Raw genomic sequence first — 14327 nt, forward strand, 5'->3', positions numbered from 1 at the left:
AAACACGGGCCACGAGCGCGTAGGGGGCCGGCCGGCTCAGAACAGCGTGTCACCGATGTAGCTGCCAGCGGCGCAGCCCGGCGGGATGGCAAAGACGGCCGACCCGATCGGCGTGGTCCACTCGTTCAGCAGGTCGAGAGCGTCGAGGCGACGCTGGATCGGCACGAACTGGGCGTCCACATCCGCTTGAAAGGTAATGAACAGAAGCCCGGAATTGGACACGCTGTCATTGGTGGGCAGGTCGTCGTAGTTGTAGCCGCGGCGCAGGATACGTTCGTCGGGGTTCTCGCTGCGGGCGCGGCGCAGATGGGAGAACTCCGGGATCACCGGAAAACCGATTGCGGTCTTCGCGTCGAAATCGGGTTCATCCGTTTCGTTGACGCCGGTGAGCGGCGCGCCGTTGCTCAAGGTTCGCCCAACGGATGCCTCCCGCCCGGATCGGTCGAGCTTGTCCCACTTGTCGAGTTGCATGGCCACACGCCGCAACACGAACCCGGTTCCGCCGTGCAGCCAGGTCGGGTTGCCGGCATAACCCCAGACCAACCGTTCGAAATCGGGGGTACCCGGCACGAAGTTGACGGTGCCGTCGACCTGGCCGAACAGGTTGCGCATGGTGGTTCCGGGCTTGACCGAGCCGGGCGCCCGCCGAAAGCCGCTCTGAACCCAGCGCACGGTGCCGAAGGAGCGGCTGTCTTTGAGCAGCATGCGGGTGGCGTGCGCCACGGTGAGGGAATCGTCGGCCGCGATCTGCAACAGCAGGTCACCGTCGGCCCAGGCCGGGTCGAGCCGGTCGATGCCGAAAGCGGGCAGCGGTCGCAGCCAGCTCGGCGCGGTGCCGCCGGCCATCGCCACGAGGTTCGCGCCGAAGCCGAACGTGACGGTGAGCCTGGCCGGTGCGACGGCGAGTTCGGGTTCGGAGTCGGCGAGCGCCGCCTCGCCCTGGCTGAGCCGGGCGGCGTCGCTCGTGAGAATCTTCAGGAGCCGGCGCAGCGCCGGGGCGTCGGTTCCGGGGGCCAGGTCGAGTGCGATCAGTGTCGCGTTGCTCTGCGGCACGGTGTCGATTCCGGCCTGGTGCACCCCGTAGAACGGCACGGTCTGCGAGCCGTTGAGGGGCTCAGCGACGGCCTGCGGGGCCTCTCGGGTGGCGAGGTCGATGCCGACCGCGCCGACGGCGCCGATCCCGGCCGCGGCACCTCCCAGAAGGAGATGCCGCCGGCTGAGACGACGACCAGCGGATGCCTGCTGATCGCCGGACATTACTTGTTATAGCTCTCGTTGGCGCCCGAGTAGTCCTTGGCCGGGGCCGTGAACTCGAAGGTTGAACCGTCGGAGAGGGTGAGGGTGAAGGTCTGCTCGGCGCCAGCGACGAGGGGCTCGGTCAGCTTCATCATCATGAGGTGATTGGCGCCGGGGGCCAGCTCGTAGGAACCATTGGCAGGAACGATGAAGCCGCCCTCTTTCTGCTGCATGACCATGGCTCCCGAGTCGTCTTCGATCGTCTCGTGCAGCTCGATCATGGTCGCCGCCGGCGACATGGCCGAAACGATGTTGATGTCGGTGTCACTCGAGTTCGTCAGGGTGCCGAACGCGGCGCTCATTCCTGTTTCGGCGGACTTGACCCACGGATCGGTGATGGTGAGGCTCGTGGCCGCCGTGGTCTCGACCGCGGTGTCGGTCGTGGCTGCCGGAGCCGCGGTGTCGGTCGTGCTGGCACAGCCCGCGAGGGTGAGGAGCGCGGCGACGGCGACGATGAGAATGCGAGGGGTGGTGGTGAGAGTCATTGTTCTGTCTTTTCTGTAGTGGGAAAAGTGCGTGCAGCGGATGCTGCGTGGCGCCGGGTCAGCGCCAGGATGCCGAGAAAGAGTCCGAGGCCGACGACGGCACCGAGAAGCGCGGTGACGCCGACGGGCAGCCCGGCCGGGGACGGTGCGGACGCGGCCATGCTCGGATCGGGGGCAGTGCTGACAGCGGGCGTGGCGGCATCCGTCGTGGGTGCTGCCGACGCGCCGGAGCCGACGCTGAAGTCGAACGTGCCGGAGATGGGATGCCCGTCGGCCGAGACGACCCGCCAGCGCACCTGGTAGCCGCCGTCCGGCAGGGCCGGGTCGACGGCCACGGAGGCCGTCGGACCGTCGAGGGCAGGTTCGCCTTGCGCCCAGTCGGTGCCCGCCGAATCAACGACGAGCATGATCGCGCCAAGCTGCATGATGTCGTCGGTGAACCGCATTGATACCGTGGCCGGTGCCAGATCGACGTGTTCGGTGTTGGATGGCACGGTGGCGAGCACCGAGTCGTGGGCGCTTGCGGCCGGTGCGGCACCGCCGATCGCGAACGTCGCGGCGAGTGCGAGAGCCCCGAGACCGGCCAGGAGCCGGTTTCGGGCAGGAAAATGGTGCATGCTGTGCCTCCGAAAAGGTCGCGAGAAGGGTGGGTGCTTCGTGGCACGGGTTTGGGCTCGGGGCACTGGTTCAAACCAGTGCCGGCTTCTCAAATGAGTGCCGCGAGCGGATGCGCGCGGGCGCGCCGGTTAGACGGCTGTGGGCGCGGCGGGCGGGCCGCGGTGTCGCATTGGCGACAGCAGCACGGCCAGATCAAACGGAATGAAGGTGAGGTGCCGAGCGGCGCGCACGAGAACGCTCCTCGGCGTCGGCAACACGATGCCCAGGGCGATGATCACGGCCACCAGGGCGGTGCGCGCCAGCTCGACCAAAGCCCAGAAGGTGCGCTCGCCGCGGCGCAACGCCACGATCGTGACGACCGCCGCAACAGCGTGGGCCAGCCACATCCAGTCCATAGCGGGCGAGACCGGCGCAGCGGATGCCGCCCCCACGATCACGGTCGCCGCTCCGTGATGCCCGGCCACGGTCATCGAGCCGGCCGATCCGCCGAGCCCGAACAGCAGGTGGAACAGCACCTGGCTGAACCCCACCGACAGGGTGAGCCGCACGAGCGAGAGATTCTTGCCGGCGAGCGCCACGCTGACCATGCCGGCGAAGGCGAGCGCTATCGCGATACTGACCGGGGCGGGGGCATGCCCACCGGCGGCCACGTGAGAGAGGGCGGCGACGAGCACGGCCACGGCGGCGGTCAGCCAGCCGCGCACGAATCGCGCCCACCTCGTTGCCATGTCATCCACCTGCCGGATTCGCCGCACACTGAGTGTGGTCGCGCCTACAGGCTAGCGGATGCCGCAGCCTCGCCCCGACGGAACCCTCGCGCCAAAAGGTGGAGCGGACATCCGCAAATGGTAACGTCGCCTAGGTCTAGCAACTGGTTTGACGGTCGACGCCTCCTGCAAGGAATCTCAGATGCCCCATCGCATGAATCTTTCCAAAAATCTTCCACGAACATTGACGGGGCTGTCAGCTGAGATCCTGCAGGACCTGCAGCAGCTCGCGCGCACGCCCTCACTGCTGGTGGCCTGCAACTACGGCGGCACGCTCTCGCACCACGTCGCTTCCGACGTTCCGTCGGTGCTGCTGGCCGAGTCGGCGACCGCCCTGCGCGCCCTCGCTGCCCTGCCCAACACCCACACGGCCGTCATGTCGGGCCGCCCGCTGCGGGACCTCGCCGCGGATTCCCGCCTGCCCCGCGAAGTGCACCTGGTCGGGTCGAACGGTGCCGAGTTCGACTCGGAATTCTTTGACGCCCCGGAGCCGGCCGACGATTCCCAACACTCCGGTGTGGCACTGGATCGCCTGCGCACCCGGCTCGGCGTCAGCGCCGCCTTCTTCGCCGGCGACGCCGAGAGCGACGAAATGGCCATGAACACCCTGCACGGCCCGGACCTCGGCATTCGCATCGGCGACGGCGAGTCCGTCGCCGACCATCGCATCAGCGGTCCGGAAATGCTCGCCCAGATGCTCGCTCTGCTGTTCGAGCTTCGGAAGGACTGGCTGTTCGGCCAGCACGTCGTTGCCATCGAACGCCATTCCATGCTCGGCGACGGCACCTCGACAGCCCTCGTCACGCCGGAAGCGCGCATCTGCTGGATGACGCATCCGCTGCCCGACTCTGGCTCGTTGTTCGCGAGCATTCTCGGCAGCGAAGAGGCCGGGCATTTCTCGATCGAACCGGTGAAGAAGAGCCGGGTGCTCGGCCAGCGCTACGTCGACAACACCATGATCGTTGAAACCCGTTGGGCCGACGTCACCGTGACCGACTACATTGAACCCTCGCCGCTCGGCATCACCAACCTGGTGCGCAAGCTCACCGGCACCGGTCTGGCCCGCATCGTGTTCGCGCCGCGACCCGACTACGCCGTCGCCTACTTCAACATGCACGCCGGCACAGGCATCGTCACGCTCACCGGCATTCCTGACCCGATCGTGCTCACGGCGGCGGGTGTCGAGTTCACCGTCAGGAGCGACGGCCGCAACGAAACAGCGACCGCCGTCGTCGACCTGTCGCAGGGCGCTGTCATGCTCAACCTGCGCTGCGGCGACACCGAGCCCTATCAAGCGGATGCCGCTGGTGAAGCCACGCGGCGCGGCGCGGTCATGAATGACTCGCGTGCGTGGGTGAATTCGTTGTCGCTGCCGAGCGTGAAGCCCTCGCTCGTGGGCCGTTCAGCGCTGGTGCTTCGGGCCCTGTGCTATGAACCGACCGGTGCGGTGCTCGCCGCCTCGACCACCTCGCTGCCCGAGGGTATCGGCGGCACCCGCAACTGGGACTACCGCTACTGCTGGCTGCGTGACGGCTCGATGACGGTCAGGGCGCTTGTCGACCTCGGCTCGAGCGACGAAGCCGACGGGTTTTTGCGCTGGCTCTCCGGGGTCGTGGACGACAGTCCCGGCGCGCAGTGGCTGCATCCGCTCTACTCGGTCACCGGCTCGTCGCTGTCGACTGAGGCGAGCCTCGAGTCGCTGCCCGGCTACGCCGGCTCCCGCCCGGTACGCATTGGAAACGCCGCCGACAATCAGGTGCAGATCGACGTGTTCGGCCCGGTCGCCGAACTGATCGACACGCTCAGCGCCCGGCAGGGTACCCTCTCGGACTTTCAGTGGCACCTGCTCACCGAGATGGTCGACGCCGTCACGAGTCGCTGGCAGGAACCCGACCATGGAATCTGGGAAGCCAGGCGTTCGCCGCGGCACCATACCTACACGAAGACCATGTGCTGGGTGACCGTGGACCGGGCCATCCGCACCGCCGAACGGCATGGGCGCGAGGTGGGCGAGGACTGGGTTCTGCTCGCCGCCACCATTCGCGAGGAGGTGCTGAGCGAGGGGTGGAGTGAGGAAGCCCAGTCCTACACCGTGGCCTACGACAGCCCCGACCTCGATGCCGCCGTGCTGCACATCGGTCTGTCCGGACTGCTCGACGTGACCGATGAGCGCTTTCAGTTGACCGTGAGTGCGGTGGAGCGCGAACTGCGCGCGGGGCCCACGGTGTTCCGCTACCGCTACGACGACGGCCTGCCCGGCCTCGAGGGCGGCTTTCATATCTGCACCACCTGGTTGATCGAGGCCTACGTGCTCACCGGGCGCCTTGACGAGGCCGAAGCCCTGTTCAATCAGCTGATCGCCCTGGCCGGCCCGACCGGGCTGCTCTCTGAAGAGTTTGACCCGGCCACCGAAACCCACCTGGGCAATCACCCGCAGGCCTACTCGCACCTCGGCTTCATTCGCTGCGCGCAGCTGCTGGACCAGTGTCGTCAGCGCTGAATCCGAGTGCCCGGTCGCGGGCTTTGTGCGAGTGCGCCGTGAACCGGCAACCCCGTCTCGGACATGTGTCCGAAAAGTGGTAGGATAGATGGATGACTTCGTTGACTGCCCCCCGCCTGCTGGCGGGAGCGGTGCAGTCCGATGCGGTGCCGTTCAGTGTGCAGGGCGAATTGAAGCACGACCCCCGCGCTGAGCGCACCCGGCAGCTTATTCTCACGGCGATCCGGGCGCTGATCGCCCAACCGGCGGCATCCGTTTCGGTGGCCGAGATCGTGCGCCTGGCCGGCATCAGCCGCAGCTCCTTCTACGCTCACTTCGCGAGCCTCGACGTGCTTGCGGCCGAGCTGCTGCAGGCGCAGTTCGCCGATATCGGCTCGGCCGGGCTCGACCTGCCCCGGCCGCGCACCGGCGAGAACGCAGCCCGACTCGGCTATGCCCGCCTGGTCGACCACATGGTCGAAAACTTTCCCCTCTACGCGAGCGTGCTCGAACTGCCGTTGACGCGCAGCGCGCACGACCAGATCATCGAGGCCTACGCCACCCGCCTGCTCGAGTCGATACTGGTCTTCGACGACGCCGTCAACGCCGAACTGGTCACGACCTACGTCGCCGGCGGCGCCCTCACCCTGATCGGCGCCTGGATGCGCGGTCACCTCGATGTCTCAGATGACGAACTCGTCGACCAGCTCGTGGCCCTGCTGCCCGGCTGGTTGCTCGATACCCCTGCTTCAGCAACGCCCGTTCGCGTTGCCTCACCCACACAACACTGAAGGCGCATTCTATGAAGATCGAAATCGGCGAAACCCTGGTCTACCCGCACCACGGAGCGGTCACCATCACGGCCCTCGCGACCCGCACCATCAAGGGCGTCGAGAAGCAGTTCATGACCCTCAACGTGCACACCAGCGCGCTGACCATTCAGCTGCCCGTCGACAACGTCGAGCTCGTCGGCGTGCGCGACGTCATCGACGCCGCCGGCGTGAGTGCCGTGTACGAAATTCTGCAAAACGCCTTCACCGAGGAGCCGGGCAACTGGTCGCGCCGCTACAAGGCCAACCAGGAGAAGATGGCCAGCGGCAGCGTCTACCGCGTCAGCGAGGTCGTGCGCGACCTGTGGCGCCGCGACCAGGACAAGGGCGTCTCGGCCGGCGAGAAGCGCATGCTCGAAAAGGCCCGCCAGATCCTCGTCTCCGAACTCGCTCTGGCCCAGGGCCTGACCGACCAGGAAGCCGGCGACCTGCTTTTGATCGAAATTCAGAACTACGTCGTCAGCGACGAGCCGGTCGAAGTCGCTGTCTAATCTGGCTCAGGAGGGCACGTCCGTTCGCCGCGCGAACGGGTGCACTCCTGTTTTCGGCCGGCATCCGCTTGAGCGCGCCTCATCTGGGTGAGCGCGACGGTAACGGGCGTAGCGCGCGCCAAGATCTGGCGTGGCCATCCGCTGTTCGCGCGACGACGTCGGCGGCAGCCGCCGGGTTCTGGGCTACACCAGTGCGGCGCAGAGCAGCAGCGCCGGCCACGCGGTGACGAGCACGGCCGCCAGGTAGACCAGGTTGCGGCGGGTGAGGGTGGAGCTGCTGATGCCATAGCGCGCACTGAGCAGCATGGTCAGCCCGGTGATCGGCCCGACCGCTGTCGACACTCCCCAACCGATGCACGCAGCGAGCACGAACAGCGTGGGGTCGGGGTGCAGCGGTTGCACCAGCGCCGCGACGATCGCGACCGACACGACCGGGTGTACCCCGACCAACGCGAGCAGAATCATGGCGAGCATCATCGTCCAGGCGACGAAAACGGTGAACTCCGACACCGGCAGCGGCAGGTCGAACAGGGGAAGCAGCATCCGCAGGCCGACGGCGAGCACGCCGGCCGAGGCGAAGAGCGTGACCTCGCCGCGCAGCTGGGGCAGGTCATGCCGGGCGTGCCGGGCGAGCGCGCGCAGGGCCCCGCGACCGTCGATGATCAGCAGGCCGATCAGGGTCACGCCCAGACCGGCGAGCAGCACGATGCGCGGCACCGAAACCGCGGGAAACAGCTGGTGAGCGGTGATGACGATTGCCACGAGGGCCAGCGGTACGCGCACGAGCGCCCAGGTCAGGGAATAGCCGGTATACGCGGGCAGTTCGCGGCCCCACAGGTGAAAGATGTCCCAGACACTCAGGCCGATCGCGACTAGCGCGAGCGCCAGACCCACCAGGAGCAGCACGAGGGAATTCGCTCCGGGTACGAGCGTGGTCGCGGCCGCGGCCGCCGCCCAGAACGGCGACCAAAACGCCGCCGCCGAAAACGACCGGGTCAACAGTGCGGCATCGGCGAGCCGCAGCGGCGACCGGCCGCGCAGGTGATCCCCGACGATGCTGACCGCACCGATATTAATGACGGCGCCGAGCGCGTGCGTCGCGAGGGCGGTTCGCACCACGGCGAGCCGGCCGTGCAGCCGGGTGCGCGTGGTCAGCGCGGTCGGTGTGATCAGCCGCAGAAAGGACACCGCCGTGAGCATGCCGATGAGGTCCTGATTGACCGACAGCAGGTCGCGGCCGTTGATGTTGCTGCCCAATTGAATCGATAGCACAACGGATGCCAGTCCCACGCCGATCAGCAGCAGGGCAATGATGCGCTGGGTGCGGGTCACCAGCACCAGTCCGGCCGCAGCGGCGGCGATCGTGAGCCCGCCGGCGACGAGCGTCGCGCTCGGCAGCAGCGCCGACAGCCCCACGCACAGGATGATGCCGCTCAGCAGCAGGGCGTAGAGCAGTCGCACGCTGAACCCCCTGAATGGATCGACCGTGTCCCGTCGAACACGTCCTCCTATCCAACCAGCCTCCGCACCTCTCGCTTTCCGGGCCCGGGCCCCGTCAAAATGGCGGACACAGAGATGGGGTGGGACGGGCGCAGCTCCTACTCGGGCGGGGCGGCGTTCGCCTTGCGGATGCGACGGCCGTCGGCGACCGTCTGCATCTCCTTCAGGGCGGCCTTCTGGCTCTTCTTTGTGCCGCGCGGCGGCAGTTGGATATTCTGCTCGGCGGCGATGCCGGCCTGCAGCTGGCGTCCGCGTTCGAGTTCGGCGTCAAACTCGGCTCCGAACAGCAGGGCGAGGTTGGTCAGCCACAGCCAGAGCAGAAAGATCACGATCCCGGCCAGCGAGCCGTAGGTCTTGGCATAGTTCGAGAAGGTCGTGACGTAGAACCCGAAGCCGAGCGAGGCGACCACGATCGCCACCAGTGCCACGAGCGCCCCGAGGCTCATCCAGCGAAACTTCGGCTGCCGCACGTTGGGCGTGAAGTAATACAGCACCGCGATCAGCAGCACCACGGTCGCCGCGAGCACCGGCCACTTGGCAATGGACCAGACCACCTGCACGGTCTGGCCGAGCCCGAGGGCTGCGCCCACGGCATCCGTCACGGGGCCGGAAATGGCCAGAATGAGCACGGCCACGAGCAGCAGGGCGATGCCGATGACCGTCACGAGCAGCTGGGTCGGCTTGAGTTTGAGAAAGGTGCGACCCTCGTCGATCTCGTAGATGCGGTTCATGGCACGGCTGAACGCGCCGACATAACCGGATGCCGACCAGATCGCCACCGCGATTCCCGCTACCAGGGCGAACCCGGCCGAGGGTGAGGTGCTGAACTGTTCGATCGGTCCGCGAATGACCTCGAGGGCGTCCCCGGGGGCGACCGAGGCCAGAATCGTCAGCAGGGTGTCGGCCGACTGCTTTCCCTGCCCGAACACGCCGAGCAGCGAGACCAGGGCGATGAGCGCCGGAAACAACGACAAGACGGCGTAGTAGGTGAGCGACGCCGCAATGTCGGTGCATTGGTCGGTGCCGAACTCGCCCAGCGTGCGCTTGAAAACGTACTTCCAGGAGGTCTTGGTTACCTCGGTCGGGGAGTCTGGCTTACGGTCGTCGTCCGGCTCCGGCGCGTCGGCGAGTTCCTGGCTCTGGCCCTTGTCAACCATGAAAATCTCTCTGCTCGGGTCGAATGAGGCCGGGGATCGCGATCCCCGGCGCTGAAAATGTGCTGCGTTCTCGCAATTTTGGCGCTGACATGGCTGCCGCGCAGCTTTGACGGGTACTAAGGGTACGACGAATGCTGCGGCGCCCGCCAGCCGCCCCGGCCCGAACCGGGGCGGCTGGCGGACGAGCCGCAGCATCCGTCTGGTGAATCAGTACGGCAGATCAGTACAGGCCAGTGTCACTCTTGTGCTTCGCCGACGCGGCCTCGTCGCGAGCCGTGTCGGTGACGGTGTCCTTCGCTGACTGTGCTTCGTCTTTAACGTCGCCGGCGGCTCCCTGCGCGGCCGACTTGACCTCCTCGACGGCGTCGGTGGCGCTGTCCTTCACCGCGGCGACGGCCTCCTGCGCGGGTTCACGCAGGTTGTCGGCCAACTGCTTGGCTGCGTCGGTCGCTTCGGAGAGGAGCGGCTGGGCGGCTTCCTTCAATGAACCGGCCAGTTCCTTCTCCTTGTCGCTGGCGGGAACCAGCGACGCGGCCAACCAGCCGATACCGAAGGCGATGAGCCCGACGGCCATGGGGTTTCCCTTGGCCCTGTTTGCGGCCTGGTGCGGCAGATCACCGATGGTGTCGGTCGCCGAAGACACAGCGTCGCCGGTCTCCGAGGCCGCGCCCATGACACGTTCCGACACCGAACCCAAGGCAGACTTCACCTTGTCGGTCTGGCGCTGCATGATTTTCGACGGAGTCACCTTGTCGGCGAGCGCATCGACGTCGCCGCCGAGCTCGCGCCGGGTACGCTCGATGTCCATGCGGATCTGATCGGGGGTGCGGTCGGTGTCGGTCATCGGTTTTCCTCATTTCGTTTCAGTGTGTCGGGGATTTTCTTCAGGGAGTCAACGGTTTTTGGTGCACCCTTGACGGTTTTCATCTCTTTGCGGCCCATCACAAAGAGCACGAGGCCGATGATCGCCCACAGTCCGGCCACGATCAGGCCGGACCAGGCGTTGCCGACCAGGTAGCCCAGTCCCCACCAGAGGGCAATCGACAGGAACAGCACGGCCATGAGCGCGGCGTAGCCAGCGCCGCCCAGCATGCCGGCGCCCTTTCCGGCCCGGGTGGCCGACTGACGCAGTTCGGCCTTGGCCAGCTCGAGTTCCTGGCGCATGAGTGTGGAGAGGTCACGGGTGACTTCTCCCAGCAGGTCTCCCAGCGAGGTTTCCGCGGCCTTCTGCTCCGACGGAGTGTGCAGGTCGGTCATCGTTCCGGAACCGCCAGGTCGGGGTCGTCGCCGAGCAGGCCAGGCTGCGCGGTGACGCTCGTGCGGCCGCTCGTGTCGGTGAGTCCGACGATTCCGGCCTGGCCGACGGCGCCACCGGTACCGGACAGACCGACTCCGGCATCTGCTGCGCCGGCATACCGCGGCGTGGTATCGGCGAGGTCCCCGGAGGTCTTCTTCGCCTCGTCGGCAGACTCGGCGGCGACCGAGCGGGTCAACCGGCCGGCCAGGATTCCCGCTGCAGCGGCCAGGGCTATGAACGTGCCGGGCTTGCGTCGAGCGTAGGAGCGCACCTCGTCGAGCAGCGACCCGGGGTCGCGGTCATCGAGCCAGGTGGCGACGCTGCCGGCGCGAGATGCGGCCTGCCGCACGAGGTCCGTCGCGACGCCGTCAGCGTCGGACGCGCCGGCCATCTGGGTCAGTTCGTCGCTGATCGAGCGCAGGCCCTCGGCGACTCGGGCCTGCTGTTCGCCGGCCTGTTCGGTGAGCTGGCTGCGGGCATCCGTGAGCAGGTCTTTCGCCTGCTTCTTGGTTTCGGCGGCGACTTTTCCCACTTCATCCTTGGTGACGTCGGCGACCTCGCCGGCGGCGTGCGCGGCGGTGTCGCCCACGTTCGCGGCCTGGTCGGCGGCGACGTTCGCAGTGTGGGTCGCGGCGGCTTTTGTGGTCTTTGCGGGTGACGAACCGTCGAACTCGGAGTCGTCGGCGCTCGAGGCCGGCGAGGTTGCGTAAAAGTTGGACATGCTGCTTCCTTTCGTGGCGTGCTGATGGGCTTTTGGGCCAGGGGAGTGGTGGTGCACGGCACGCCTCAGCGCCCGCCGGGCACCCGGGTGGGACTAGTTCTTGAAGACATCCTTGACGTCTTCGCCGACCTTCTTAGCGCTCGCCTTGGTCTGGTCGGCGCGGCCTTCGGCAACCTTGGAGTCGTCGTTGGTGGCCTTGCCGACGGCCTCGGTGGCCTTGCCCTTAAGGTCCTGGGCGGCGTTCTTGATCTTGTCTGATGCACTCATGGTGTTCTCTCTTTCGGGTGGTTTTTTTCGGGGTTGTTCGGCGCGGACGCGCCGAACGTGAGTAGATGGGGCGCATCCGTTCACTGGATGCGCGTGGTGCGGCTGGTACGCACCCGGAAGCCGCCGCTGATCTGCAGCAGGGCGGGGATGCGCAGGCCGAGGAGGTCGTCGAGGGCGGCGAGCGCCTGCTCGACGATGCGCACGACATCCGTCGGGGAAGTGCCGCGTCGACAGGTTACCGAGACCTTCAGCACGGCCTCGCGCGCGACCCGGTAAGTCGATACGCGGGTCGACAGAAACTCGGGGTACTGGCCGAGGGACTCCTGCAGCATGTGCTCGGCGACGGCCGAATCGACCTGGGTACTGCCCCAATCCGTGGTCTGTTCGCTGAGCAATCGGCCGGAATGGCCGTGGCCCTGCCGCAGAATGAAACTGAGCAGCAGGCCCACGATCGCCGACAGCCCGGCGAGGGCGACGATCCAGAGCCAGCTGTGCCCCGTTGCGGCAAGGGGGGTGACCTGGAGCCCGCCCGCGACCGTCGTGCGAACGCTGTCGGCGACCGCGCCCCAGACATTTGCAGTCGCGGGCTGCGTGGCGAGCAGGCCGGATAGGGCGGCCGCGGCGAGCAACAGCAGGCCGACCACGAGAACCAGGCTGCGGTTGAGCGCGCGATTGGTGTTGTTCACGCGCCGACCTTTCCGCCGAGGGCTACGACCACCCGGGACCGCAGGGGTGGCTGCAGGTGTAGTCCGTCGAGCTGGCCGCGCACGGCGCCGAGTACGGTGTCCTGGTGAACCGGGCGCCCCGATGTCGGCACGAGGTGCACAGTGGCGAGTTTGCGAGAGATGCTCACCCGGGTGCTGTCCGGGTCGATCCCGCCCACTCGAGCGGCGCGCCCGGCCAGAGCGGATGCGATGACCTCGTCATCGACGACGGTCACCGTGCGTTCGGATTTGATCAGGTGCCGCGCGCGGCGACCCGGCGTCACGGCGACCGCCACGAGCACAAGACCGACCAGGGCGCAGCCGACGGCCAGACCGGCGAGCCACCCGACGGGCGCGGTCGAAGCGGATGCGAGACCCTCCGCGAGGTTCGCCGGTGCCGCCAGCACTGCCGGCTCATTCAGCAGGTGCAGCACGATCTCGCTGCCGATCCAGCCGCACACGAGCATGATCGCGACGGCCACGGCGATCGCCGCGGCTGACCGCGATGAATGCAGTTCCCGCCGGCTGACACGTGCGTAGGTCGCTGTTAGGCTCATCGCACGCGCCGTTCCGGGCTAACGTCCACTCCGGTGAGTCGCACGGTGACCCGGCCGATGTCGGCGCCGGTCAGCTCCCCGACGCGGCGTCGGATTTCGGTCTGCGACGTGGCCGAGCGAGCCAGAATGGTCCCTCCGGTGCGCGCGATCAGGGCCGGTTCGCGGGTGACTCGTTGCAGGGAAACGACGCGGATTGGGGTGCTGATCGTGAGTGCGAGCCTGCCGTGGTCGTCGCCGAGCTCCACGCTGACCTGGTTCGGCGTGACGCCGAGCGATTCGGCGGTGACCATGCCGACGATCTGACGCAGGGCGCGCGGCACGATGCGGGTGCGTCCGCGAGTGGATGTCGGGCTTTGGTCCGCCGGATTTTTCACCGGGGTGGCGCTGGGTGCGCCGAGAAACCAGCCCGCTGCGTCGGCCGTGGCGCTCACGACGACGAGCGCTTTCCCTGGAACGCTCCGATCAGGCTGCTCACGTCGAGCCGACCGTCGACGACCCGGCCCACCAGCGCTCCGACCAGCATGGCCACGCCCACGAACAGGAAGGCCCAGAAGCCCAGAATCACCCAGGTCAGCGCGAGCACCGCTCCGACCAGCATTCCGGTGCGGGTCGCGGTGGTCATCGGAGTGCGGTCCTGGCCGGTTCGACCTCGGCGTCGGCGTCGTCGCTCGGCAGGTGGATGTCTACGATGGTCACGTTCACCTCGGTGACCTCAAGACCGACCAGGTCTTCGATGGCGCTAATGACATTGGAGCGGATGTCGTTGGCCACCTGCTGCAGCGGCACCGGGTACTCGGCCACGATGGTCACGTCCACCGCCACCTGGGTTTCGCCGACCTCGACCGACACACCCTGGCTCACGTCGGTGTTGTTCATCGCCTCGCGAATCGCACCGAGGGCACGAGCGGCGCCGCCGCCGAGCGCATGCACCCCGGCGACCTCGCGGGCGGCGAGGCCGGCGACCTTGGCCACGACGCCATCATTGATGACCGTCTTACCGGTGCCGAGCAGCGGTTCGCCGGCCAGCGCCGTGCCGATCGGCTCACGGTTGCGGGGGGACTTGCTCGAGGACGCGGTGCCGTTGGTGTCGATGAGGTCCATCTGAAGAGCTCCTTAAAGTCTGGCCGGATGTCGATCCGAAAGCGGATTGTTACCTGT

General features: G+C 67.4%; 18 protein-coding genes. 3 read left to right on the top strand and 15 right to left on the bottom strand.

The features are described from left to right. Positions 1-36: 36 nt before the first annotated feature. From BMW72_RS02705 to BMW72_RS02720, 4 genes are all read right to left on the bottom strand, one after another. Positions 37-1257, bottom strand: coding sequence for a Dyp-type peroxidase (locus BMW72_RS02705; protein ID WP_092107027.1), 1221 nt, complete (start codon positions 1255-1257; stop codon positions 37-39). Continuing rightward, a complete protein-coding gene (locus tag BMW72_RS02710; protein WP_092107029.1) occupies positions 1257-1781 on the bottom strand; it encodes a copper chaperone PCu(A)C in 525 nt (174 codons plus the stop codon). The genes BMW72_RS02705 and BMW72_RS02710 overlap by 1 nt, the downstream gene beginning before the upstream one ends. Beyond that, the gene (locus BMW72_RS02715) at positions 1778-2398 is read right to left on the bottom strand and encodes a copper resistance CopC family protein (protein ID WP_092107031.1); all 621 of its coding nucleotides are present in this window, start codon (positions 2396-2398) and stop codon (positions 1778-1780) included. The genes BMW72_RS02710 and BMW72_RS02715 overlap by 4 nt, the downstream gene beginning before the upstream one ends. A gap of 129 nt (positions 2399-2527) precedes the next feature. Further along, positions 2528-3127, bottom strand: coding sequence for a hypothetical protein (locus BMW72_RS02720; protein ID WP_092107033.1), 600 nt, complete (start codon positions 3125-3127; stop codon positions 2528-2530). A 181-nt stretch (positions 3128-3308) separates the two neighbouring features. Between BMW72_RS02720 and BMW72_RS02725 the strand changes: the two genes are divergently transcribed. From BMW72_RS02725 to BMW72_RS02735, 3 genes are all read left to right on the top strand, one after another. Next, a complete protein-coding gene (locus tag BMW72_RS02725; protein ID WP_092107035.1) occupies positions 3309-5666 on the top strand; it encodes a trehalase-like domain-containing protein in 2358 nt (785 codons plus the stop codon). Between the two features lie 92 nt (positions 5667-5758). Continuing rightward, positions 5759-6436 carry a TetR/AcrR family transcriptional regulator gene (locus tag BMW72_RS02730; protein WP_092107037.1) on the top strand — a complete coding sequence of 226 codons (678 nt, stop codon included), beginning with the start codon at positions 5759-5761 and terminating at the stop codon, positions 6434-6436. An 11-nt stretch (positions 6437-6447) separates the two neighbouring features. Continuing rightward, entirely contained in the window at positions 6448-6966 is a 519-nt protein-coding gene (locus BMW72_RS02735; RefSeq protein WP_092107039.1) for a CarD family transcriptional regulator, read from the top strand. Positions 6967-7149: 183 nt separating this feature from the next. On the opposite strand, the gene BMW72_RS02740 is transcribed toward BMW72_RS02735, so the two are convergent. The 11 genes from BMW72_RS02740 to BMW72_RS02790 all read right to left on the bottom strand — a co-directional run bounded on the left by BMW72_RS02740 (position 7150) and on the right by BMW72_RS02790 (position 14270). Then, entirely contained in the window at positions 7150-8427 is a 1278-nt protein-coding gene (locus tag BMW72_RS02740; protein ID WP_092107041.1) for a hypothetical protein, read from the bottom strand. Between the two features lie 137 nt (positions 8428-8564). Then, positions 8565-9623, bottom strand: coding sequence for a YihY/virulence factor BrkB family protein (locus BMW72_RS02745; protein ID WP_092107043.1), 1059 nt, complete (start codon positions 9621-9623; stop codon positions 8565-8567). A gap of 220 nt (positions 9624-9843) precedes the next feature. After that, positions 9844-10467: a DUF3618 domain-containing protein gene (locus tag BMW72_RS02750; RefSeq protein ID WP_092107045.1), complete on the bottom strand. Its 624-nt coding sequence runs from the start codon at positions 10465-10467 to the stop codon at positions 9844-9846. After that, positions 10464-10880: a phage holin family protein gene (locus tag BMW72_RS02755; protein WP_092107047.1), complete on the bottom strand. Its 417-nt coding sequence runs from the start codon at positions 10878-10880 to the stop codon at positions 10464-10466. Before BMW72_RS02755 ends, BMW72_RS02750 begins: the two co-directional genes overlap by 4 nt. Continuing rightward, positions 10877-11641, bottom strand: a complete 765-nt coding sequence (locus BMW72_RS02760) for a methyl-accepting chemotaxis protein (RefSeq protein ID WP_092107049.1) — start codon at positions 11639-11641, stop codon at positions 10877-10879. Before BMW72_RS02760 ends, BMW72_RS02755 begins: the two co-directional genes overlap by 4 nt. A 93-nt stretch (positions 11642-11734) precedes the next feature. Beyond that, the gene (locus BMW72_RS02765) at positions 11735-11908 is read right to left on the bottom strand and encodes a CsbD family protein (protein WP_092107051.1); all 174 of its coding nucleotides are present in this window, start codon (positions 11906-11908) and stop codon (positions 11735-11737) included. Between the two features lie 80 nt (positions 11909-11988). Next, the gene (locus BMW72_RS02770) at positions 11989-12594 is read right to left on the bottom strand and encodes a hypothetical protein (protein ID WP_092107053.1); all 606 of its coding nucleotides are present in this window, start codon (positions 12592-12594) and stop codon (positions 11989-11991) included. Continuing rightward, a complete protein-coding gene (locus tag BMW72_RS02775) occupies positions 12591-13169 on the bottom strand; it encodes a DUF6286 domain-containing protein (RefSeq protein ID WP_092107055.1) in 579 nt (192 codons plus the stop codon). The genes BMW72_RS02770 and BMW72_RS02775 overlap by 4 nt, the downstream gene beginning before the upstream one ends. Continuing rightward, positions 13166-13600 (bottom strand): hypothetical protein, encoded by a 435-nt coding sequence (locus BMW72_RS02780; protein WP_092107057.1) that lies wholly within the window; start codon positions 13598-13600, stop codon positions 13166-13168. The genes BMW72_RS02775 and BMW72_RS02780 overlap by 4 nt, the downstream gene beginning before the upstream one ends. Next, a complete protein-coding gene (locus BMW72_RS02785) occupies positions 13597-13791 on the bottom strand; it encodes a DUF2273 domain-containing protein (RefSeq protein ID WP_092107059.1) in 195 nt (64 codons plus the stop codon). Before BMW72_RS02785 ends, BMW72_RS02780 begins: the two co-directional genes overlap by 4 nt. Next, positions 13788-14270 (bottom strand): Asp23/Gls24 family envelope stress response protein, encoded by a 483-nt coding sequence (locus BMW72_RS02790; protein WP_092107061.1) that lies wholly within the window; start codon positions 14268-14270, stop codon positions 13788-13790. Before BMW72_RS02790 ends, BMW72_RS02785 begins: the two co-directional genes overlap by 4 nt. Positions 14271-14327: the final 57 nt, after the last annotated feature.

It is taken from the genome of Cryobacterium luteum, assembly GCF_900110125.1.
GTDB classification, from domain to species: Bacteria; Actinomycetota; Actinomycetes; order Actinomycetales; family Microbacteriaceae; genus Cryobacterium; species Cryobacterium luteum.